20 protein-coding genes and 1 tRNA gene are annotated in these 20,174 nt (G+C 70.5%); 11 read left to right on the top strand and 10 right to left on the bottom strand.

Going from position 1 to position 20,174, the window contains the following annotated elements:
• Positions 1 to 64 precede the first annotated feature (64 nt).
• Complete coding sequence (locus tag M2157_RS27210; protein WP_280858236.1) at positions 65 to 709, bottom strand: TetR/AcrR family transcriptional regulator; 645 nt, start codon at positions 707 to 709, stop codon at positions 65 to 67.
• A 253-nt stretch (positions 710 to 962) separates the two neighbouring features.
• Between M2157_RS27210 and M2157_RS27205 the strand changes: the two genes are divergently transcribed.
• Positions 963 to 2,240 (top strand): M6 family metalloprotease domain-containing protein, encoded by a 1,278-nt coding sequence (locus M2157_RS27205; RefSeq protein WP_280858237.1) that lies wholly within the window; start codon positions 963 to 965, stop codon positions 2,238 to 2,240.
• A gap of 97 nt (positions 2,241 to 2,337) precedes the next feature.
• On the top strand, positions 2,338 to 3,963 hold the full coding sequence (locus tag M2157_RS27200; protein ID WP_280866428.1) for an IclR family transcriptional regulator C-terminal domain-containing protein: 1,626 nt from the start codon (positions 2,338 to 2,340) through the stop codon (positions 3,961 to 3,963).
• 11 nt (positions 3,964 to 3,974) lie between these two features.
• Here M2157_RS27200 and M2157_RS27195 read toward each other — a convergent pair whose 3' ends face one another.
• On the bottom strand, positions 3,975 to 4,670 hold the full coding sequence (locus M2157_RS27195) for a TetR/AcrR family transcriptional regulator (protein ID WP_280866427.1): 696 nt from the start codon (positions 4,668 to 4,670) through the stop codon (positions 3,975 to 3,977).
• 66 nt (positions 4,671 to 4,736) lie between these two features.
• A complete protein-coding gene (locus M2157_RS27190; RefSeq protein ID WP_280866426.1) occupies positions 4,737 to 5,450 on the bottom strand; it encodes an SDR family NAD(P)-dependent oxidoreductase in 714 nt (237 codons plus the stop codon).
• A 308-nt stretch (positions 5,451 to 5,758) separates the two neighbouring features.
• Here M2157_RS27190 and M2157_RS27185 point away from each other — a divergent pair.
• The 3 genes from M2157_RS27185 to M2157_RS27175 all read left to right on the top strand — a co-directional run bounded on the left by M2157_RS27185 (position 5,759) and on the right by M2157_RS27175 (position 8,279).
• A tRNA-Arg gene (locus M2157_RS27185) sits at positions 5,759 to 5,831 on the top strand.
• 255 nt (positions 5,832 to 6,086) lie between these two features.
• A complete protein-coding gene (locus M2157_RS27180; RefSeq protein WP_280858242.1) occupies positions 6,087 to 6,413 on the top strand; it encodes a carboxymuconolactone decarboxylase family protein in 327 nt (108 codons plus the stop codon).
• Positions 6,414 to 6,662: 249 nt separating this feature from the next.
• Entirely contained in the window at positions 6,663 to 8,279 is a 1,617-nt protein-coding gene (locus tag M2157_RS27175) for an MFS transporter (protein WP_280858244.1), read from the top strand.
• A gap of 85 nt (positions 8,280 to 8,364) precedes the next feature.
• Here the strand turns inward: M2157_RS27175 and M2157_RS27170 are convergent, their stop codons facing one another.
• Positions 8,365 to 8,724 (bottom strand): hypothetical protein, encoded by a 360-nt coding sequence (locus M2157_RS27170; RefSeq protein WP_059206563.1) that lies wholly within the window; start codon positions 8,722 to 8,724, stop codon positions 8,365 to 8,367.
• Positions 8,725 to 8,770: 46 nt separating this feature from the next.
• Complete coding sequence (locus M2157_RS27165; protein WP_348541808.1) at positions 8,771 to 9,169, bottom strand: helix-turn-helix domain-containing protein; 399 nt, start codon at positions 9,167 to 9,169, stop codon at positions 8,771 to 8,773.
• Between the two features lie 85 nt (positions 9,170 to 9,254).
• On the opposite strand from M2157_RS27165, the gene M2157_RS27160 reads away from it, so the two are divergent.
• Complete coding sequence (locus tag M2157_RS27160; protein ID WP_280858246.1) at positions 9,255 to 9,617, top strand: DoxX family protein; 363 nt, start codon at positions 9,255 to 9,257, stop codon at positions 9,615 to 9,617.
• A gap of 16 nt (positions 9,618 to 9,633) precedes the next feature.
• Here the strand turns inward: M2157_RS27160 and helR are convergent, their stop codons facing one another.
• Positions 9,634 to 11,787, bottom strand: a complete 2,154-nt coding sequence (helR, locus tag M2157_RS27155) for an RNA polymerase recycling motor ATPase HelR (protein ID WP_280858247.1) — start codon at positions 11,785 to 11,787, stop codon at positions 9,634 to 9,636.
• A 295-nt stretch (positions 11,788 to 12,082) separates the two neighbouring features.
• Between helR and M2157_RS27150 the strand changes: the two genes are divergently transcribed.
• Complete coding sequence (locus M2157_RS27150; RefSeq protein ID WP_280858248.1) at positions 12,083 to 12,751, top strand: glycoside hydrolase family 11 protein; 669 nt, start codon at positions 12,083 to 12,085, stop codon at positions 12,749 to 12,751.
• On the top strand, positions 12,751 to 13,428 hold the full coding sequence (locus M2157_RS27145; RefSeq protein ID WP_280858249.1) for a polysaccharide deacetylase family protein: 678 nt from the start codon (positions 12,751 to 12,753) through the stop codon (positions 13,426 to 13,428). Before M2157_RS27150 ends, M2157_RS27145 begins: the two co-directional genes overlap by 1 nt.
• 105 nt (positions 13,429 to 13,533) lie before the next feature.
• Here M2157_RS27145 and M2157_RS27140 read toward each other — a convergent pair whose 3' ends face one another.
• Positions 13,534 to 14,310 carry an SAM-dependent methyltransferase gene (locus M2157_RS27140; protein ID WP_280858250.1) on the bottom strand — a complete coding sequence of 259 codons (777 nt, stop codon included), beginning with the start codon at positions 14,308 to 14,310 and terminating at the stop codon, positions 13,534 to 13,536.
• Positions 14,311 to 14,506: 196 nt separating this feature from the next.
• Here M2157_RS27140 and M2157_RS27135 point away from each other — a divergent pair, with 196 nt between their 5' ends.
• Positions 14,507 to 15,424, top strand: a complete 918-nt coding sequence (locus tag M2157_RS27135; protein WP_280858251.1) for an N-acetylmuramoyl-L-alanine amidase — start codon at positions 14,507 to 14,509, stop codon at positions 15,422 to 15,424.
• 224 nt (positions 15,425 to 15,648) lie between these two features.
• Here M2157_RS27135 and M2157_RS27130 read toward each other — a convergent pair whose 3' ends face one another.
• Positions 15,649 to 16,860: an MFS transporter gene (locus M2157_RS27130; RefSeq protein WP_280866425.1), complete on the bottom strand. Its 1,212-nt coding sequence runs from the start codon at positions 16,858 to 16,860 to the stop codon at positions 15,649 to 15,651.
• A 71-nt stretch (positions 16,861 to 16,931) separates the two neighbouring features.
• Between M2157_RS27130 and M2157_RS27125 the strand changes: the two genes are divergently transcribed.
• Entirely contained in the window at positions 16,932 to 17,933 is a 1,002-nt protein-coding gene (locus tag M2157_RS27125) for a winged helix-turn-helix domain-containing protein (protein WP_280866424.1), read from the top strand.
• 19 nt (positions 17,934 to 17,952) lie between these two features.
• Positions 17,953 to 18,456 (top strand): glutathione peroxidase, encoded by a 504-nt coding sequence (locus M2157_RS27120; protein ID WP_280858253.1) that lies wholly within the window; start codon positions 17,953 to 17,955, stop codon positions 18,454 to 18,456.
• A 321-nt stretch (positions 18,457 to 18,777) separates the two neighbouring features.
• Here M2157_RS27120 and M2157_RS27115 read toward each other — a convergent pair whose 3' ends face one another.
• The gene (locus M2157_RS27115) at positions 18,778 to 18,969 is read right to left on the bottom strand and encodes a DUF397 domain-containing protein (protein WP_280858254.1); all 192 of its coding nucleotides are present in this window, start codon (positions 18,967 to 18,969) and stop codon (positions 18,778 to 18,780) included.
• Between the two features lie 190 nt (positions 18,970 to 19,159).
• A complete protein-coding gene (locus M2157_RS27110; protein ID WP_062044360.1) occupies positions 19,160 to 20,029 on the bottom strand; it encodes a helix-turn-helix transcriptional regulator in 870 nt (289 codons plus the stop codon).
• Positions 20,030 to 20,174 lie beyond the last annotated feature (145 nt).

The following is a 20,174-nucleotide window of genomic DNA, read 5'->3' as shown; positions in this document are numbered from 1 at the left end:
CGGCCGGTCGAAAGTCGTGGTAAGTGACTGTTCTCGCGCTCTGAACTAATCGGTTCTCGTCGGATCAGGCCTGGCGGAGGTCCTCCATGGTCAGCGCCGCACCCGGCAGATGGGACCGGGCCGGGGCCCGCAGTCCGTCCAGGAACAGCTGAAGAGTGCGGTGCACGAACCCGTCGAGGGTGAGGCAGCCGGTGCCGGCCGGGGGCCGGGACAGCTGGGCCACGGCGACCATCAGGTCACCGACGCTCACGTCGCCGCGCAGCTGACCGGCCGCCCTGGCCCGGTCCATGAGCTGCTCGACGAGCTGCTCGATGCGTACCCGTGCGGCCACCAGGTCGGGGTGGTACTGGTCGAAGGTGCCCTGGACCATCGGGCACAGTGCGGTGATCCGCTCGTCGGCGGCGGTGTGCACGAAGCGCTCCAGCGCGCCGAAGGCGTCCCCGGTCGCCGCGAGCGCGAGCTCGGCCGCCTCCGCCGTCCGGTCCAGGACGGAGCAGACGACCTCACGGACGAGCGCGTCGCGGTCGGGGAAGTTGCGGTACACCGTGGCGTTGCCCACGCCGGCCCGGCGGGCGATCTCGTCGAGCGGCACGTCGGGGCCGAACTCGGTGAACATCTCGCTGGCGGCGGTGACGATCCGCTCGCGGTTGCGCAGGGCGTCGGCGCGGGGCCGGGGCGCCTTGCGCTGCGCGGTCGTCGTGGCGGTCACGGTGCTCTCCCCTCGGGGTCTGGTTTTGCGATCCGGGGATTCGGTCCCCGTTTCGCTCGGACACACGTCTAAACGGGGAGACGCTCCCCGGTTATTTCGGGTTGAGGAGAAAACATGTTGTGACCTGAGTCACAGGTCTGGCGGTACCCACGTTCGGTCTCCTCCAGCGCGCGTCGGCCCCTCCCCCGGCAGAGGGTGATCGAAAAGGTGCAGCCTTGTGACCAGCGGCTGCCGCGCTCCGAAGGGTGCCCGCATGCCGTGGACCAGTCGTCGCATACGCCCGCGCCGTGCCGCCGCCCTCGTGTTCGTGACCGCGCTGACCCTCGCGGTCAGCACCTCGGCCGGCACCGAGCGCCTCGCTCCGGATACCACGACCGCCGGTCCGATCGCCGTGACCCGCTCCGACGCCCACGGCGCCTGTCTGATCAGCGGCGGCCCGGCCGTCCAGATGTCCGAGGGCCTGCCCACACCCGGCGGCTACTCCCGCTCCACCGGCACCGTCCACGCCCTCACCCTGATGATCGACTTCTCCGACGCACCCGGCTCCGGGGCCGCGCTCGACCGGTTCCGGGAGTTCTTCCCGCAGACCCAGGACTGGTTCCGCACCAGTTCCTACGGCCGTCTCGACTACCGTCCCGAGGCCCCGATCACCGACTGGCTGCGCATGCCGAAGTCGTTCCAGGCCTACGGCATAGAGCGCGGCGCCCCCTTCGACCCGGGCTACCGCCGACTGGTCCAGGACCTCGTGGCCGCCGCCGATCCCCAGGTGGACTTCCGCTCCTACGACTTCCTGAACGTGCTGGTGACCCCCAACGCCGGTCCCTCCGCCCTCGACACGGTCCTGTCGGTGAGCTTCGCGGGCAACATCGACGCCCCGGTCGCCGACGGTGTCCCGGTCGCCAACGCCTCCTTCGTCTACTCCCGCCAGGACGACGGCTCCGGCTCCTACGCGCGGACCGGCTACCGGGTCCTGCCCCACGAGAACGGCCATGTATTCGGCCTGCCCGACCTCTACACCCAGGCGGGCGGGGGCGCGGTCGGCCACTGGGACATCATGAGCGAGGACTGGGGCGCCAACAACGACCTCCTCGGCTGGCACAAGTGGAAGCTGGGCTGGCTGGCCGCGACGCAGGTCAACTGCGTGACCGCGCACGGCACTTCGGAGTACACCCTGACCCCGCTGGCCCGGCCCGGACTCGGCACCAAACTCCTCTTCCTTCCCCTGGGCAGCCGCACCGGCTACGCGGTCGAACTCCGCACCCGCGAGGGCAACGACGAGACGGTGTGCCGGCCGGGGGTCCTCGTCTACAAGGTCGACGCGGACGTGGACACCGGGCGGGGCCCGGTGCGGGTGTACGACTCGCGGCGCAACAGCGGGGGGTGCACGCGGAGCCCCAACGTCCACGCGGAACTCTCGGACGCGTCGTTCGCGGTCGGCGAGGAGTTCCGGGATCCGGGCCAGGGGGTCCGGGTGCGGGTGGTGGGGGAGGACGGGGACGGCGACTACCGGGTGCGGGTCACGCGGGAGTAGGCGCGGGGCGAAGGTGCCGAGCCGGGTGGCCGTGGGCGTGCCGTGACCGGCGTTCGGATTACCGTAGGCGTCCCGCGACCGCCGTACCGGAGAACCGATGCCCGCTGACACGACCACATCCCTGCCGGTGCCGGAGTCCGCAGTGCCGGCCGAGGCGGTCGCGCCGCTGATCCGGGGGGTCGGGGTGCTGCGGGAGCTGACCGAGGCGGGCGGGACGCTGAGCCCGAGCGGTCTGGAGCGGGCGACGGGCCTCGCGCGTTCCACGGTCGACCGCATCACCTCCACGCTGGCCCGCATGGGATACGTCCGCCTGGACGGCCGGGACGCGGTGATCACCCCCCGGCTGATGGAACTCGGCAACGCCTATCTCGCCGCCCTGCGCCTGCCCGCTCTGCTGTCCGGGCGGGCCGACGCCCTCGCCGACGAACTGGACGAGTCGGTGTCGCTGGCCGTCGCCGACCGCGACGGCATCCGCTTCATCCACCAGGCCACCCGCCGCCGCGCGATGTCCCTGAGCTTCCGCATCGGTGACCTGCTCCCCGCCGAACGCACCGCCCCTGGGCCCCTGTTCGCATCCGAGTGGACCGACGCCGACTGGCGGGCCTGGCGCGAACGCCGGGCCGCGGACCCGGAGGACCGGGGCTTTCCCGCCGTACCGCCTCGGGAACTCCCCGCCGGGCAGGGGGAGTTCGAGGCGAAGGCGGCGCAGGCGGGAAGGGACGGCTGGGCGCTGGACGACCAGCTGATCGAGCCGGGGCTGGTGGCGGTCTCCGTCCCCGTACGGGACCCGCGCACGGCCCGGATCGCCTGCGTGGCGAACGTCGTGAGCCACACCAGCCGCCACACCGCGACGGACCTGCGCGAGACCCTCTTGCCGCGGCTGCGGGCGACGGTGGCGGAGATGGAACGCGAACTGGCGTCCGCCCCGGACCCGGACCCCGGCCCGCCCCCCTCGGGATCGGCCTCCTGGATCGGCGCGGCCAAGAACGAACTGGGCCGGGAGTTCATCGAGTCCCTCGCCCGCGGCCTGACGGTCCTGACGGCGTTCGGCGAGGGCAGGGCCGCGCTGACCCTGACGGACGTGGCACGGGCGACCGGCCTGGCCAGGGCGACGGCCCGCCGGGCCCTGATCACCTACGAACACCTGGGGCTGGTCCGCCAGCAGCCGGAGTCCCGGACCTTCGGCCTGACCCCCCGGGTCCTGTCCCTGGGCTTCCCGCCCCTCTCCCGTACGACCCTCCCGCGCATCGCGGCCCCGCACCTGGCCGACCTCTCGGCACGGGTGCGGGAGTCGACGGCACTGGCGGTCCTGGTGCCGCCGGGATCGGGCGAGGGGGCGGAGATCCAGTACACGGCGAGGGCCGTGTCCCCCCGGATCATGGGCGTGGACATCAGGACCGGCACCCGCCTGCCGGCCTCGGCGACCTCCCTGGGCCGGGTCCTGCTGGCCGACAGGGAGGGCCCCGCCGACCTCGACCGCGTCCGCACCCAGGGCTACGCCCTGCTCGACGAGAACTGGGAGGACGGCCTTCGTACCATCGCGGTCCCTGTCCGCGACCGTACGGGCCGGGTGGTCGCCGCCGTGAACGTGGCCCTGCACGCGGCGGGCCGCACGGCCGAGGAGTGCGTGGCGGAGATCCTCCCGGAACTGCGTCTCACGGCGACCCGCGTGGAGACCGAACTCCGCGCGGCGAGCCACTTCACCCGGGTCCCCCTCCTCTGACGCCCCCGAGGTCAGCCGCTCTTGCCCGAGGGCGGTGCGGAGGTGCCCTGGCCGGCGCGGAGCATGGCCTTGTAGAGGGGTTCGTGCCCGGGTGAGGCGGGCAGGGGGCCGCGCGCCGGGGCCTCGAGGGACTGGATGATCAGGGCGACGACGCGTCGCCAGGCGTCCGGGGCGGCGTCGCCGGTGGCGTTGACGACGCCGGCGTTGGCCATGTGGATCAGCACCAGGTCCGAGGGGTCGAAGTCCTCGCGCAGGCGGCCGGTGGCCTTGGCGCGGTCGATGAGGACCAGCATGCCCTCGTACGCCCGGTTGCGGCGCTCCTCCAGGACCTTGGCGGTCGGGAAGGTCATGGTCAGGACGTCGGCGAAGCCGTTGTCGGCGGCCTGCATCGCGCAGGCGGTCTCGATGTACCCCACGAACCCGTTCCACGGGTCGGGGTCGTCCAGGGCGGCGGTGACCACGTCGACATAGGCACCCATGCGGTCGGAGAAGACGGCGTCGACCAGTTCCTCCTTCGTGGGGAAGCGGCGGAACATCGTCGCGATCCCCACGCCCGCCTCGCGGGCCACGGAGGCCATGGAGGCGTTCAGGCCGTCGCGCGCGAACACCGTGCGGGCGGCGGCGATGATCCGCTCCCGGTTGCGCTCGGCGTCACTGCGCAGCGGCTGAGCGGCGGGGCCGTCGGGATGCTGTGCGCCAGGGGTCATGTCGGCCACCCTAGCAATCGGACTGCCCTATCCATTTTGTGCTGTGCACACCGCTGCCGGCTCGCGTCAGTCGAGCGGAACGCCTGTGTGCCTCTCCAGGAACCGGATGAGGCGCGCCTGGAACTCTTCGTCCCGGGCCGCCGGGTGCGGTGTCTGCGTCTGCCGGTGGAACCAGTAGCCGCCGGTGCTCGGCGTCACGTCGTCGTGCGTGGCGAGCCAGACCTGTGTCCGGTGCCCTTCGGTCAGATCGTCCGGTGCGCCGGCGCCGCCCATCCGTGTGGGCACCCACCCGGGGTCGACCGCGTGGCTCGTGGTCCCTTCCCACCGGGACGCGACGGCGAGCGCGAGGGTGGTGACCCACAGCTTGCTGTCGTCGTAGGACGCGGAACCTGCGGCCAGCCGTCGCAGATCGGTGGAGCCGGTGCGGTGCATGGAGCTGCTGAGGTGGACGAGCCTGGCCGGCTTGGCCATCAGGGCCGTCAGCACATAGGGCGCGACCGTGTTGACCGTGCCCGCGTCACGGGTGTTCATGGTGCCGGCGTTGTGGATGACGGTGTCGAAGCGGCCGAACGCGCCCGCCTGCCGGGCGACGTCGCGGATCTCGTCGAGATCGGAGAGGTCCCCCGTGATGACGCCCTTCCACCGGCCGGTGTCCTCCGCGCCGCCGAGCCGGGCCGGGCTCCGGACGTGGACGACGACGTCGTGCCCGTCGTCGGCCAAGGCGTCCGCCGTGTCGCGCCCGAGCCCACCGGCTGCGCCGGTCACCAGGATGAGTGCCATGTCAGGGGTGATACCCGTTGCCCGGACAGTCATTGCTCTGCCGTAGACGCCCAGTGCTTACTCACTCATCATGCGCGCCGACCGCGACTGCAGGTGCCTGCCCAGTGCCGAGGGCACCCTCGGCACCATCCGTGCGAGCGCCGATCCGGTATCGTGTGGATCGAGCGCCCTGGCGGGCGCTGCGGCGTGCGACGCGGGCTCTGCTCGCCTCTTCGCCTCAGCGGTCTGCTCCCGGTCGCTCAGGGCTTGACCGAGGAACCTGCCGCGACCCGTACACCGAGTTCCGCCCAAGGTTTCGCACAAGCCCCGCCTTCGTAGCTCAGGGGATAGAGCACGGCTCTCCTAAAGCCGGTGTCGCAGGTTCGAATCCTGCCGGGGGCACAGAGAAGCATCTGGTCAGAGGCCCTTCCGTCCGTCGGACGGGAGGGCTTTCGTACTAGCTCACACATGCGGCTGCTCCCCGGCCAGGATCCGCGGGATCGGCACGCCTGCGGCCATGGCACGAACCATGACCGCGCCATGCGCGAGGCCCCGATGGGTTCTACGGTTGAAGGAAGGCCCACACCTACCGCGGAACTCCTTTCCTTCCGCCTCATATCTCCCTCGGGCTCGAAACTCACCAGGAGGGCATGCGACATGTCCACTACATCCGACACCCCTGTCCTGGACACCCTCGCCGCCATGACGGTCGACTCGATCGAACGATGCGGGCTGGCCCCGGACATGCTCATACTCACGCGCATCGCGGCACTCGCCGCCTCGGACGCCCCGCCGATCTCCTACGCGGCCCATATCGACCCCGCCCTCAAGGCCGGACTGACCGCCGAAAAGCTGCAGGACGTTCTGGTAGCCGTCGCACCCATCGTGGGCACCGCCCGCGTCATGACGGCAGCAGGCAACATCGCCACGGCACTCGGCATCGCCATCGCCGTCGCCGATGCCCAGATCGAGGCCCAGGGCTGAGACCGGACGCCCACCGGCATCAATATCCGCACGGCCGAGGTCGGACACGGCGAACCGTGCGGGGTCACCCTGGCGCGCAGGCCGGTCCGGCAACCGCTCGACCGCGCATTCGTGGACGCTGTCCCTCTCGCCCTTCTCGCACCGCGACGACTCCCACCCAAGGTGACTGAGCTGACCTCGGTCCGCCAACCGGTCGACCCCCGGGGCGGGTCGCGGATCGCCCTTCGGGGCGGCTGGGACGATGCGCGCATGGCACCCAGGGCAGGCACGAGTGAGAGTTCGGCAACGGCACGCATCGTCCTGTCGGCACTCGCCGCCGGTCAGTTCCTCATGGCACTCGACAGTTCGGTCATGAACGTCTCGATCGCCACGGTGGCCGAAGACGTGGGCACGACGGTGACGGGTGTGCAAGGCGCCATCACGGCCTACACCCTGGTCATGGCGATGTTCATGATCCCAGGCGGCAAAGCAGGGGCGCTGATCGGCCGCAGACGCGCGTTCATGATCGGCTGCGTCATCTACGGCTGCGGTTCACTCACCACGGCGCTCGCGCCGAACCTGCCGGTGCTGCTGCTCGGCTGGTCGTTCCTCGAGGGGATCGGTGCGGCACTCATCCTGCCCGCGATCGTGGCGCTCGTGGCGAGCAACTTCGCCACTGAACGCCGTCCTGCCGCCTACGGTCTCGTCGCGGCCGCAGGGGCCGTGGCCATCGCGGTCGGGCCGCTCGTCGGGGGTGTTGCGACGACGTACTTCTCCTGGCGGTGGGTCTTCGCCGGGGAGGTCGTGATGGTGCTCGGCATCCTGGTGCTCGCCGGCCGCATCACTGACGCACCGATCGGCGAACGCCCTCGCATCGACCTCGTCGGCACCGTGCTGTCCGCGCTCGGGCTCGGGATCTTCGTCTACGGCGTACTGCGCTCGGACGAATGGGGCTGGTTCCAGCCGAAGCCCGACGCGCCCTCGTGGCTCGGGGTCTCGCTGGTCGTCTGGCTGATGCTGGCCGGTCTGCTCCTGGTCTGGCTCTTCCTCCGCTGGGAGGCCCGCATGGTGAAGCGGCACACGGAGCCACTCGTAGACCCGGCCATGCTGCACAACAAGCAGCTCACCGGCGGACTGACGATGTTCTTCTTCCAGTACCTCGTCCAGATGGGCGTCTTCTTCGTCGTACCGCTCTATCTGTCCGTCGCCCTTGGCCTGTCCGCGCTCAAGACCGGCGCCCGCATCCTGCCGCTCTCGGTGACGCTGCTGGCGGCCGCCATCCTGATCCCCCGCTACCTCCCGGACGTCTCACCGCGGCGGGTGGTGCGGCTCGGGACTCTCGCGTTGCTCGCGGGCGCGGTGGCCCTGATGGCCGCACTCGACGCGGACGCCGGCGCGGAAATCGTCACCATCCCCCTGCTGTTGATCGGGCTCGGCATGGGCGCACTGGCGTCCCAGCTCGGGGCGGTCACCGTGTCCGCGGTGCCGGAAGCACAGAGCGCAGAGGTCGGCGGCGTGCAGAACGCCGTCACCAACCTCGGCGCCTCGATCGGTACGGCACTCGCCGGGTCGATCATGATCGCCGCGATGACGACGTCCTTCCTCACCAGCGTGGAGCAGAATCCGGCGATCCCCTCCGAGGTCAAGAGCCAGGCGACCGTCGAACTCGAAAGCGGCGTACCGTTCCTGTCGGACGCCCAGCTCGAGTCCGCGCTCGACGACGCGGGCACGAGCAACAAGGTGACCGAGGCGGCACTCGACGCGAACGACGAGGCCAGGATCGACGGTCTGCGCGCCGCACTGGCCATCCTGGCCTTCGCCGCGCTCCTCGCGATGTTCTTCACCTCACGGATCCCGAAGACGCAGCCTCGTTCGACGGGCCCATAGCCGCGGGATGGCCAGGCATCCCATCCAGCACCACCGGGCTCACGAGGAACGGCCCCGGACTCCTCGTCCGGGGCCGTTCCGCGTGTCAGTGGTCGGAGTAGCTGAAGTCGCCCACGGTCCAGGCGCTGACGTCCTCGATCGCGACGCGGTACATCCCGCCCGTCTCCGGGATCCCCACCGTGCCCTGAAGGATCCGGGCGACGTGGAAGTGCAGATGCGTGGGCGGCCCGTCCTTCTTCACGGGGGTGGCGAAGACGGCGGAGAACTCGCCCAGGTCGGAGGAGTCCGTCAGCACCTCCGACACCCGCTGCCTCCACATGGCTTCGGGAGCCAGTCGACCGGTGATGACGGCACCACCGGTGACCACGGTCAGGGACATGTGACTGCTCCGCCCGGACTCCACAAGGGCGGCGATGTCAACGATCAGCTCGTCAGGGTTCGGCATGGGACCGGATTCTATGCACCGTCCCCGGCGGCGTGGCCGGGGGAGGTCAGCCGCCGCGGGTGTCGTAGTCCTGGTGGCTGCGTTCGATGTCGGGGTTGTGCTCGATGGCCCACTCGGCCAGGGTCACGGCGGGCTCGATCAGCGTGCGGCCCACAGAGGTGAGTTCGTACTCGACCCGGGGTGGCACCTCGGCGTAGGCCGTACGCCCCACCAGGCCGTCGCGTTCCAGGTGGCGCAGGGTCAGGGTGAGCATCCGCTGGGAGATGCCGGGGATGCGGTGGAGCAGTTCGGTGAAGCGCATGCGTTCGCCGTGGAGGGTCGCGACCACCAGGAGCGTCCACTTGTCCCCGATGCGGTCGAGGACGCCTCGGATGGCGCGGCCGCCGTCGCCGCGGATCAGGCAGGTCTTCTCGTACTCCGACATCGCGCTCCTGGTGACGGTCACACACACGGGTGTGCCTTTTGTAAGCCCTCCGACAGTGACCCACCATGGCCCTCCTTACAAGAGGTAACCATTGGAGGGTGACGCCATGACCGTCGCGTACTGGATCATCGCCGGGCTGCTGGGTGTCTTCTACCTCTACGCCGGCGGGAAGAAGATCGCCCAGAGTCGGGAGCGGCTCGCGCCGATGATGGGGTGGGTCGACACCGTCCCGATGCCCGCCGTACGGGCTGTCGGCGTGGTGGAGGTGCTCGGCGCGGCCGGGCTGATCCTGCCGCCGGCGACCGGGATCGCACCGGTTCTGGCGATCCTGGCCGCGGTCGGCTTCGTGGTGCTGCAGATACTCGCGGCCGGGCTTCACCTGTCGCGCGGGGAGGCGAAGGACACCGGCCTGAACCTCGTGCTGATCCTCCTCGCCGCCGTCGCCGCGTGGCTGGCCACCGCGTTCTGAGGCCCGGGCACGGCCGTCAGGGAGTGGTGAGAACGACGAGTTGTTGCGTCGCCCGGGTCATCGCCACATAGCGGTCCACCGCTCCCTCGATGCCCTCGCCGAAGTTCTGCGGGTCGACGAGGACCACCAGGTCGAACTCGAGGCCCTTCGAGAGTTCTGGAGGAAGGGAGCGGACCCGGGGCGTCGCCCGGAAGGCGGGGTCGCCGATGACGCAGGCGATGCCGTCGGGGTGGGCGGCCAGCCAGGTGTCCAGGGTCGGGGTCAGGTCGGCGGTCGAGCCGTGGGTGACGGGGGTGCCGGTGCTGCGGATGGAGGTCGGGACGTTGGCGTCGGGAAGGACGGCGCGGATGACCGGCTCGGCCTCCTTCATGATCTCTTCCGGGGTGCGGTAGTTGACGCTCAGGGACGACAGGGTGATGCGGTCCAGGCCGATCCGTTCGAGGCGTTCCTGCCACGACTCGGTGAAGCCGTGCCTGGCCTGGGCGCGGTCCCCGACGATGGTGAGGCTCCGGGACGGGCAGCGCAGCAGCAGCATCTGCCACTCCGCGTCGGTCAGTTCCTGCGCCTCGTCCACGACGACGTGTGCGAAGGGGCCGGCGAGCAGGTCCGGGTCGGCGGTGTGCAGGGCGCTCTCGTCCACCAGGGCGTGGTGAAAGTCCTCGCCGCGGAGCATCTTCACCAGGCCCATGCCGTACTCGTCGTCGGCGACCGCGCTCAGGTTGTCCACGACCGTGGCCATGTGCTCGCGTTGGGCGGCGAGGGTGGCCTCGTTGCGGCGCCTGCGGAGCGAGTTCCGCGGGTCGCCGAGCCGCTGCCGGGCCGCGTCCAGGAGCGGCAGGTCGGACACCGTCCAGGCCTGGCCGTCCGCGCGCTGGAGCTTGCGCACGTCGTCGCGGTCGAGCCAGGGCGCGCACATCCGCAGATAGGCGGGGACCGTCCACAGGTCCGAGACCACGTCGGCCGCCTCCAGCAGCGGCCACGCGCGGTTGAAGGCCGTGAGCAGCTCCCGGTTCTGGCGTAGGGACTTGCGGAGCAGGTTCTCCGGGGCGTCGCCCTCGTGCCTGTCCACCAGGATCGTGAGCAGTTCGTTCCAGACCTGGTCGCGTGCGTCGTTGTGCGGGGCGCCTTCCGCCGCGTCGAACGCCTCGGCCCAGTCGGTGGCGGTCAGTGGGATGTCGGACCAGTGGGTCGTGACGGTCATGCCCTCGGTCGGCGGCTCCTCGTAGAACCTGACGGCCTTCTCGATCGCCTTCACCAGGTCCGCGGAGGACTTCAGCCGGGCCACCTCCGGGTCGGTCTCGACCCCTGCCGTGGCTCCCTCGGCCACGAGATCCCGCAGGACGCAGGTCTGTACGCCCTCCTCGCCCAGGCTGGGCAGGACGTCGGAGACGTAGGCCAGATAAGGCCGGTGCGGGCCGACGAACAGCACGCCGCCGCGGCGGTGGCCGAGGCGCGGGTCGGCGTGCAGGAGGTAGGCGGAGCGGTGCAGGGCGACCACGGTCTTGCCGGTGCCGGGGCCGCCGTCGACGACGAGCGCGCCGCGGGATCCGGCGCGGATGATGGCGTCCTGGTCGGCCTGGATGGTGCCGAGGACGTCCCGCATCCGTTCCGAGCGGTCGCTGCCCAGGCTGGCGATGAAGGCGGACTGGTCGTCGAGGGAGGCGTGGTGCCCGGCGAACCCGTCCGGGGCGAACACCTCGTCCCAGTAGTCGCCGATCCGGCCGCCCTTCCAGCGGTACCTGCGGCGGCTGGCCAGCCCCATCGGGTTGGCGTGGGTGGCCCCGAAGAACGGCTCGGCCGCGGGCGACCGCCAGTCGACGAGCAGCCTGCGGCCCGTGCTGTCGGTGAGGCCGAGCCGTCCGACGTACACCGGCTCGGGGCCGTCGGCGGCGACCATGTGCCCGAGGCACAGGTCCAGGCCGAAGCGGCGCAGGGTGCGCAGCCGGGCGCTGAGCCGGTGGATCTCCGTGTCCCGGTCCATCGCCTCCTGGCCGATGCCGCCGGGTGCCCTGCGGGTGGCGTCGAGGGTGGCGGACAGTTCGGCGATCGTCTGCTCCAGGCACTCCGCGATGGCCGCGAAGTGCCGCTCGTCGGCGGCGGTCAGCGTCGGGTCGGCCTTGGCGGCGAGGCGGTCCGGGAGATCGAACACGCTCGTGGGCAGGGAATTCAAGTCAGCAGCTCCGGTTTCGGGTACGGCCGGTAAGTGTGCGCCCACCCCGGGGCCTTGCCGCAAGCCCCCCAGTACGCTATACGTTGAACATGGCAAGGAGGTGCTGACCTCCCTGCCTTTTTCTTTTGCCTCAGCCATCCGGAAGGTCTTCGAAACATTCGAAGGAATACATCGGTTCTTTGAGGCTTCACAAAGGAAAGATGATCAGGTATCTCCAGCTCACGGGCTGCCGAATCATTCGAAACATGTGCCGAAACTGTTGACGCTTGACAGGGGCAGACCAAAACTGTGGGGCATGAATTCCACACCCGCACACCCCACGCGCCGCAGCGTCTGCGGCCTCCTGCTGGCCACCGGGGCCACCCTGGCCCTGCCCGGCACCGCCGAGGCGGCCACGGTCATCACCACGAACCAGACCGGAACCAACAACGGCTACTACTACTCGTTCTGGACGGACGCCCAGGGCACGGTCTCCATGACCCTGAACTCCGGCGGGAACTACAGCACTTCCTGGCGCAACACCGGCAACTTCGTGGCCGGTAAGGGCTGGAGCAACGGCTCCCGCAGGACCGTGAGCTACTCGGGCAGCTTCAACCCGTCCGGCAACGCCTATCTGGCCCTCTACGGCTGGACCTCGAACCCGCTCGTGGAGTACTACGTCGTCGACAACTGGGGCACCTACCGGCCCACCGGAACGTACAAGGGCACCGTCACCAGCGACGGCGGCACGTACGACATCTACCAGACCACCCGGTACAACGCCCCGTCCGTGGAAGGCACCAAGACCTTCAACCAGTACTGGAGCGTCCGGCAGTCGAGGCGGACCGGCGGCACCATCACCACCGGCAACCACTTCGACGCGTGGGGCCGCGCCGGCATGCCGATGGGCAGCTTCAAGTACTACATGATCCTCGCGACCGAGGGTTACCAGAGCAGCGGCAACTCGAACATCACGGTGTCCTGATGAGGGCCCGGTCGCACCTCCCGTTACTGGCCGCCGCCTCTCTGGCCGCCGCCGGCACCCTCGCGGTCCCCGCCGCCGCTGCCCCCACGCAGGCCGCCGCCTGCACCGGGTACGTCGGACTCACCTTCGACGACGGCCCGGGCAGCGGCACCACCACCCTGCTCAACTCCCTGAAGCAGTACGGCCTCAGGGCCACCATGTTCAACCAGGGCCAGTACGCCGCCGCCAACCCGGCGCTCGTCAGGGCCCAGGTCAGCGCCGGGATGTGGGTCGGCAACCACAGCTACACGCACCCGCATCTGACCCAGCAGAGCCAGGCCACGATCGACTCCGAGATCTGGCGCACCCAGCAGGCCATCGCGAACGCGGGCGGCGGCACGCCCAGGCTGTTCAGGCCGCCGTACGGCGAGACCAACGCGACGGTGAAGGCCGTGGAGGCGAAGTACGGGCTGACCGAGGTCCTCTGGCAGGTCGACTCGCAGGACTGGAACAACGCCAGTACCGACGCGATCGTCGCGGCGGCCGGGCGGCTCGGCAACGGGCAGGTCATCCTGATGCACGACTGGCCCGCCAACACCCGCGCGGCGATCCCGCGCATCGCGCAGACACTGGCCGCCAAGGGGCTGTGCTCCGGCATGATCTCGCCCCAGACCGGCCGCGCGGTGGCGCCGGGCTGATCCACGGCCACGGCGAACCGCCTCGGCGCGGCGGCCGTACCCCCTCGGGCCGCCGCGCCGAACGCGGCTCACCGCATCACCGCGCGCGTACGACGCCCACAGCGCTCAGCGCTTGCGCCCCACCCCGCAGTAGGCGTCCACCCCGGCCGGGCCGGACTCCTCCGGCCGCCACTCCGTCACCCGCACCACCCCCGGCTCGACCAGCTCCAGGCCGTCGAAGAACGCGGCGATCTCAGCCACGGGGCGTACGTGGTACGGCACCGCCCCGCTGGAGTTGTACGCCTCCGACGCCGCGATCATCCCCTCGCTCGTAGCGGTGCTGTCGCTGATGACCAGGTAACTGCCGGACGGCAGGCCCGACATGAGCCGCCGGACCAGGCCGACGGCCCGGTCGTGGTCGGCGACGTGGCCGAGGGTGTTGAGGATCATCAGGGCGACCGGCCGGGACAGGTCGAGGGTGTCCGCGGCCGCCTCCAGGACGGACTCGGGGTCGTACAGGTCGGCGTCCAGATAGGCCGTCCTGCCCTCGGGTGCGCTGGTGAGCAGGGCGTTCGCGTGGGCCAGCACGATGGGGTCGTTGTCGACGTAGACGATCCGGGCGTCCGGGGCGACGCGCTGGGCGACCTCGTGGGTGTTTTCGGCGGTGGGCAGTCCGGTGCCGACGTCCAGGAACTGCCGTACGCCCTGCTCCCCCGCGAGATGGCGGACCGCGCGGCCCAGGAACCGCCGGCTGGTGACCGCCACGTCGACGAGGCCGGGGAAGATCTCCTTGATGTGGTCGCCGATCTCCCGGTCGACCTCGTAGTTGTCCTTGCCGCCGACGAAGTAGTTCCAGAAGCGGGCGGAGTGCGGCTTGCTGGTGTCGATCGGGGTGTGCGGCACGGCAACTCCTGCGGACGAGGGGCGGGGCCCCGTTCGGCTGTGAATGCTGCGATTCCCCCCGCAGGACGCGGAGTTGACGTAATCATGGGCGACGTCGGGGCGAGCACGTCCCACTGAATGCCAACGAAACCTCAACGCACAAGATCTGCCACGTACTTGACGCGTTTTCGACGCACCCCCGGAGGGAACCTCAGCCATGGCCACACCCCTGTCCGCCGCGAAGATGCTCGCCGCACTGAAGGCCGAGGGCCTCACCGTGCACGAGCACGCAGGCTGGAAGACCCACAACCGCGACGCCGCGTCCGGGAAGTCCTTCGGTCCCGTCATCGGAGTGCTGATCCACCACACCGGCGGCCACAACGACAAGGAGCTCTGCTACAAGGGCAGATCCGACCTGCCGGGACCGCTGTGCCACGCCTGGCTCGGCAAGACCGCCGGGCTGTGGATGATCGGCAACGGTCGTACCAATCACGCCGGTTACGCCGACATCGATGTCCTGAACGCGCTCCGCGAGGAGAAGCCGCTCCCCCACGACGACGTGGCCAGGGCCGACGGCAACGACTGTCTGTACGGACTGGAGATCGAGAACCTCGGCAAGGGCGGGGACCCCTACCCGAACGCGCAGTACCGGCAGGCCGTGCTGTGGGCGGCGGCGATCTGCCGGGCCCACGGCTGGAGCGAGAAGTCCGTCGCCGGGCACAAGGAGTGCCAGCCGGGGAAGATCGACCCGAGCTTCGACATGGACGACTTCCGGGCCGCCGTGAAGAAGCAACTGGCGGCGGGGCCCGGCAAGACGGAGACGACGAAGCCGGCGGGCAAGCCCCGCGTGGACCTGTCCCGGCTGGTCAAGGCCGCGAAGACCGACCCCGGGGCAAAGCAGGGCCACGTCAGCTACATGTCCGGCACCAACCTCACCGAGGCCGCCCTCGTCGAACTCGGCTATCTCTCCCGGAGTTACGCGGGCGACGGCTCCTTCGGCACCACCACCGTCGCCGCCTACGCCAAGTGGCAGCGCCACCTGGGCTACAGCGGCGCCGACGCCAACGGCATCCCGGGCAAGACCTCGCTGGCGAAGCTGGGCGAGAAGACGGGACTGTTCACGGTCGTGGCCTGACCACCGGTCCGCCGCCGACCCGCCACCGGGGCTCCGAGTTGCGGGTCGGCGCGGTCCCTGCGGTACTGGCTGACTACCGCCCGCCGGCTCTCGAGAGCTACCTGAAGGAGACCGGGGAGCAGTACGTACGTCGAGACGGTCCCCCTCACCGCCGCCGAAGGCGCGGTCGCCACTCCGTAGGGTCCGACGACCGCGCCCCGGGGCCTCGCGCTCCCGGTCGCCGTTCACCCGGTGCCGGTCGCCTCCGCGGCGGTCGGCACACCGGCATCCGGCTGCCGCTCCTCGCGCCTCTCCAGCGCGAAGAGCGTCAGGGTCACCGCGACCGACGCGGTCGCCATCAGCGTCATCGCCGTGGCCGGGGAGGTCAGTTGGGCCAGGGTGCCGGCGAGGACGGCGCTGATGCCCTGGAGGGCGACCATGCCCGTGGTGTGCAGGCCGAGGGCCTGGCCCGCGAGGTCGTCGGGGGTGAGGGACATCAGGCGTTCCTGGAGGACCAGGCTCGCGGCGAACCCGACGGAGGCGACGGTGGCGGCCACGACCGACAGTGCCACTGACGGGCGTAGGAAGAAGAACAGGTAGGGCGCCGCCAGCAGCAGGCGCAGCGGGGTCGCCAGACGGGGGCGCAGCGCGGGCGTCACCAGGCGGCCGACCGCCATGTCGCCCACGAACATGCCCAGCGCCCCGCACGCGTACATCGTGCCGGCGGCCGCGGGAGCGTAGGAGACGTAGAGCGAATCGCTGCCTACCACCAGGCCGTTGGGGACCCACAGGCCCAGGTACGCCAGGCGGCGGGGGTGGGAGGACCACAGGAGGGCGTTGGTGCGCCAGGTCGCGGAGAAGGACGGGCGGCCGGCCGAGCGCGGCGGGCGGGGCGTGAGGCCGACGTGATTGACGAGGGCCGACGCCACGTAGAACGCCGCCGCGAGGAGCAGACAGACGCGGGGAGACAGCAGGGCCAGCAGCGCGCCGCCGGTCGCGAAACCGGTCACCTGCACCAGGCCCCAGAGCATGTTGAACACCGAACGGCCCAGGACATAGCCGTCCTTGGGCAGGATCTCGTTCATCAGTCCACCGCGCACGCCCCCGCCGAGCGACGCGACCAGGCCCTGCAGGAGCAGGACGACGAAGACCGCCCAGACCGGCAGACCGGGCAGCGCCAGCACCGCCGTACCCGCCGCGAAGGCGAGGGAGATCACGGTCAGGATCGCGCGCGGGGGCAGGCGGTCTGCGCCGGAGAGCAGGAAGGCGGCCCCCAGTAACTGCGCCAGCTGCGGTCCGAACATGCTCACCGCCGACAGGAGCGGGGAGCCGGTGGCCCGGTAGACCAGCGTGGCCAGGGCCAGGCCGGCGATCGTCTGGGCGGCGGCGTAGGCGGCGAAGGACAGGAGGAAGGGGGCGTATTCCGGGGTGCGGAAAAGGGTGCGGTAGCTGCGCATGCGGGGGAGTCTCGGAGCGGTCGGCGGCTGACGGTTAGTGTTTCGCGCGGTCGCGAAACCAAGGGGGGTCCATGGGCTGGTGGCAGGTCAACGCGGACACCCTCGTCCGCAGCCGGTTCGTGGTCTGCCCGTTCACCGAGACCTTCGCGACCCTGCGGCTGCTGCACACGGGCACCGCCGCCCACCCGGGCGAGGAGGCCTGGCTCCGCACCCACCTCCCCGGCTACCGCGCGCGCCTCGCGGCCGACCCGGTGACCGCGCTGCTGGTGCGTTCGGCGATGGGCACGTCCTGGATCGCCGACTTCCTCGCGCCGCTGCCGCGCGACGGCACGCCCCTGGAGGCGACGCTCGCGCGGATCCGGGCGACCGACCCCGCCGAGGCCCGCGCGAACGTCCGGGTCTCCCTGCGCGGCCCGCTGCCCGCCGCCCTGGAGCGCGACGACCTCCCGGAGCGGGCCGCCGCGCTCCTCGCCTACGTCTGGACGCGGACCGTACGGCCGTACTGGGACCGTCGGCGGCGGATCCTGGAGGCGGACGTGGTCGCCCGGACCGCGCAGGTGAGCCGGGGCGGCTGGGCGGCCGTCATCGACTCCCTGACCCCGGGCCAGACCCGCTGGCTCGGCGACAACCGGCTCCAGGTGAACCAGCTTGAGCGTCCGCCCCGCGAGATCTCCGGCGCCGAGCTCGTCTTCGTCCCGGTCACCCCGGGCCGCGGCTGGGCGACATGGGAGGAGCCGCGGCGGTACGCCATCGTCTACGGCTGCACGGGCACCCTCGCCGACCCGGGTGCCCGGAGCGTGCCCGCGAGCCTCGGCACCCTGCTCGGCACCGCTCGGGCCAGGGTGCTGGTCCTCCTCGACTCCCCCCTGAGCACCAGCCAGCTCGTCGTCCTGACCGGGCAGGGGCTGGGCTCCGTGGGACGGCATCTGCGGGTGCTGCTGGACGCGGGCCTGGTGGAGCGGCGGCGGGCCGGGCGGTCGGTGCTGTACGCGCGGACGGCGGCCGGGGAGGTGCTCGTGGAGGCGTCGGGGGCCGCTACCGGTGAACGGGGGCCGGAACCGGGGATTCACTGAGCGGAGTTAGCATCCGCTCATGACGACTACAGATGGTTCCTCTCCCCTGGACGTCGAGATCGGTGCCCTCACGGGCGGTTCCGCCGACCTCGGCCAGTACGCCGGCAAGACCGTCCTCATCGTGAACGTGGCTTCCAAGTGCGGGCTCACCCCGCAGTACAACGGCCTGGAGAAGCTCCAGGAGCGCTACGCGGAGCGGGGCTTCACCGTGCTCGGCGTGCCCTGCAACCAGTTCCTGGGACAGGAGCCCGGCAGCGCCGAGGAGATCGCGGAGTTCTGCTCGGCGACGTACGGGGTGACCTTCCCGCTGACCGAGAAGGTCGAGGTGAACGGCGAGGGGCGGCACGCGCTCTACGAGCGTCTGGTGGGCTTCGCCGACGCCGAGGGACACACCGGGGACATCCGCTGGAACTTCGAGAAGTTCCTGGTCGGCCGGGACGGGTCCGTGGTGGCGAGGTTCTCCCCGCAGACGGAGCCGGAGTCGGACGAGATCGTCACCGCCGTGGAGGGTGCGCTGGCGTAGGCGGCTGCGGGTCCGTCGTGGCTGGTCGCGCAGTTCCCCGCGCCCCTGGGCGGGTGCGGTCACGCTTGCCTGGCTGTGCCCACCTTTAGGGGCGCGGGGCTGTGACATCAGCGGCTCCGCCGCGGGGCGCGACCAGCCCCCACCGGAGCCGCACCCGACACACAACCCCCCGGCCGAAGCTCCGCAGGCACACGCCGAGCCCCCTCGGCAAGGACGGCGATCTGGTCGAGAGGGCTCTGTGGTGGTGCTTGTGCTGTTGTCGCGAGCAGTTGTGGTGTGAAGTTGTGGATGAACGGGACGGGGATCAGACCGGTCCGCCCCTCACACCTTGACCGAGGCCACGAAGGCGCTCCACGCCTCGGCGGGGAAGGCCAGCTTGGGACCCTCGGGGATCTTCGTGTCGCCGAGTTCGAGTGCTTCCTCTTCGGTCGACCTCACCATCAGGCACGCCCCGTTGGCGTTGGTGTAGGTGGAGGTCGTCCATGTGTCCAGGTCGCCCAGACGGATTGCCATATTCGCTCCGTAGCCAGATGTGCAGTGTTCGGATCACGCCAACCTTTATTGATCGTTGGCGTGATCGACGCTACTCGCCGACTTCCTCTTTCGGAGCAGTCATTCACTCTTCTGGCGGCATATTCCAGTGGACTCTTCCAGACGGACGGGGCCGGGGTGTACTATCCGGCCCGCCCTGTCCGGAAGCGCTTCAACGGGCGTATTCCCGGGCGTACTCCTTGGCGATGTCCTCGATCAGCTGACGCGACTGGTCGACGTTGAGCGCCTGCGCCCTCAAGTGCTCGTACATCACGGTGTACCTCTGCACGTCGTGCGCCTTCTCCAGGTACAGGTCGCTGGTGACGCCCTCGATGTAGACGACGCTGGAATCGGCCGCGTCCGAGAACTCCAGAATGGAGTACTGGCCGCTGAGTCCGGGATGGGCGCCGACGTCGAACGGCAGTACCTGCACGGTGATATGGGGCTGCTGGGACATCTCGACGAGGTACTCCAGCTGCTCGCGCATCACCTGCCGGCTGCCGACGACCCGGCGCAGGGACGCCTCGTCCAGAACCACCCACAGCCGCAGCGGATCCCGCTCGGCCGCGACCCGGCTCTGCCGCCGCAGCCGCACCTCGACCCGCTTGTCGTTCTCCGTCTCCGTCGCCTCGGGCGCGCCGCCGCGCACGATGGCCTCGGCGTACGGCCGAGTCTGCAACAGGCCGGTGATGATCTGGGGTTCGTACACCCGCAGCGACTCGGCGTCGGTCTCCAGACCGATGTAGACGCTGTACGGGATGTCCCCGAAGGCATGCCACCAGCCCTGCTGCCGCGAGTCCTTGGCCATCTGCATCAGGGAGTCGACGATGCGCTGGTCCTCGACCTCGTAGACCCCGCACAGGTCGCGGACATCGCGCTGGCTGATGCTGCGCCGGCCGTTCTCCAGCCGGCTGATCTTCGACTGCGACACGAGCAGCCGCTCCGCCACCTCTTCGGCCGTCATGCCCTTGAGCTCGCGGAGCCTGCGCAGCTCCTGGCCCAGCCGGCGCCGCCTGACGGTGGGATTGACATTGGACGCCACGGGACGTGCACCTCCGGCTGCGTGCCTCGTTCTTGACTTTGCGTATCTGCTGTTGAGCAGACTGCCACCAAGGTGCTCATTACCGCTGGGAAACGGTGTATATGCGCTGCGTACACGTCAGTCGAGGGACGGCCGGGCCGACTGT

Origin of the sequence: Streptomyces sp. SAI-127 (assembly GCF_029894425.1) — a bacterium.
Classification (GTDB): domain Bacteria; phylum Actinomycetota; class Actinomycetes; order Streptomycetales; family Streptomycetaceae; genus Streptomyces.
This window is presented reverse-complemented; position numbering and strand designations above follow the sequence as displayed.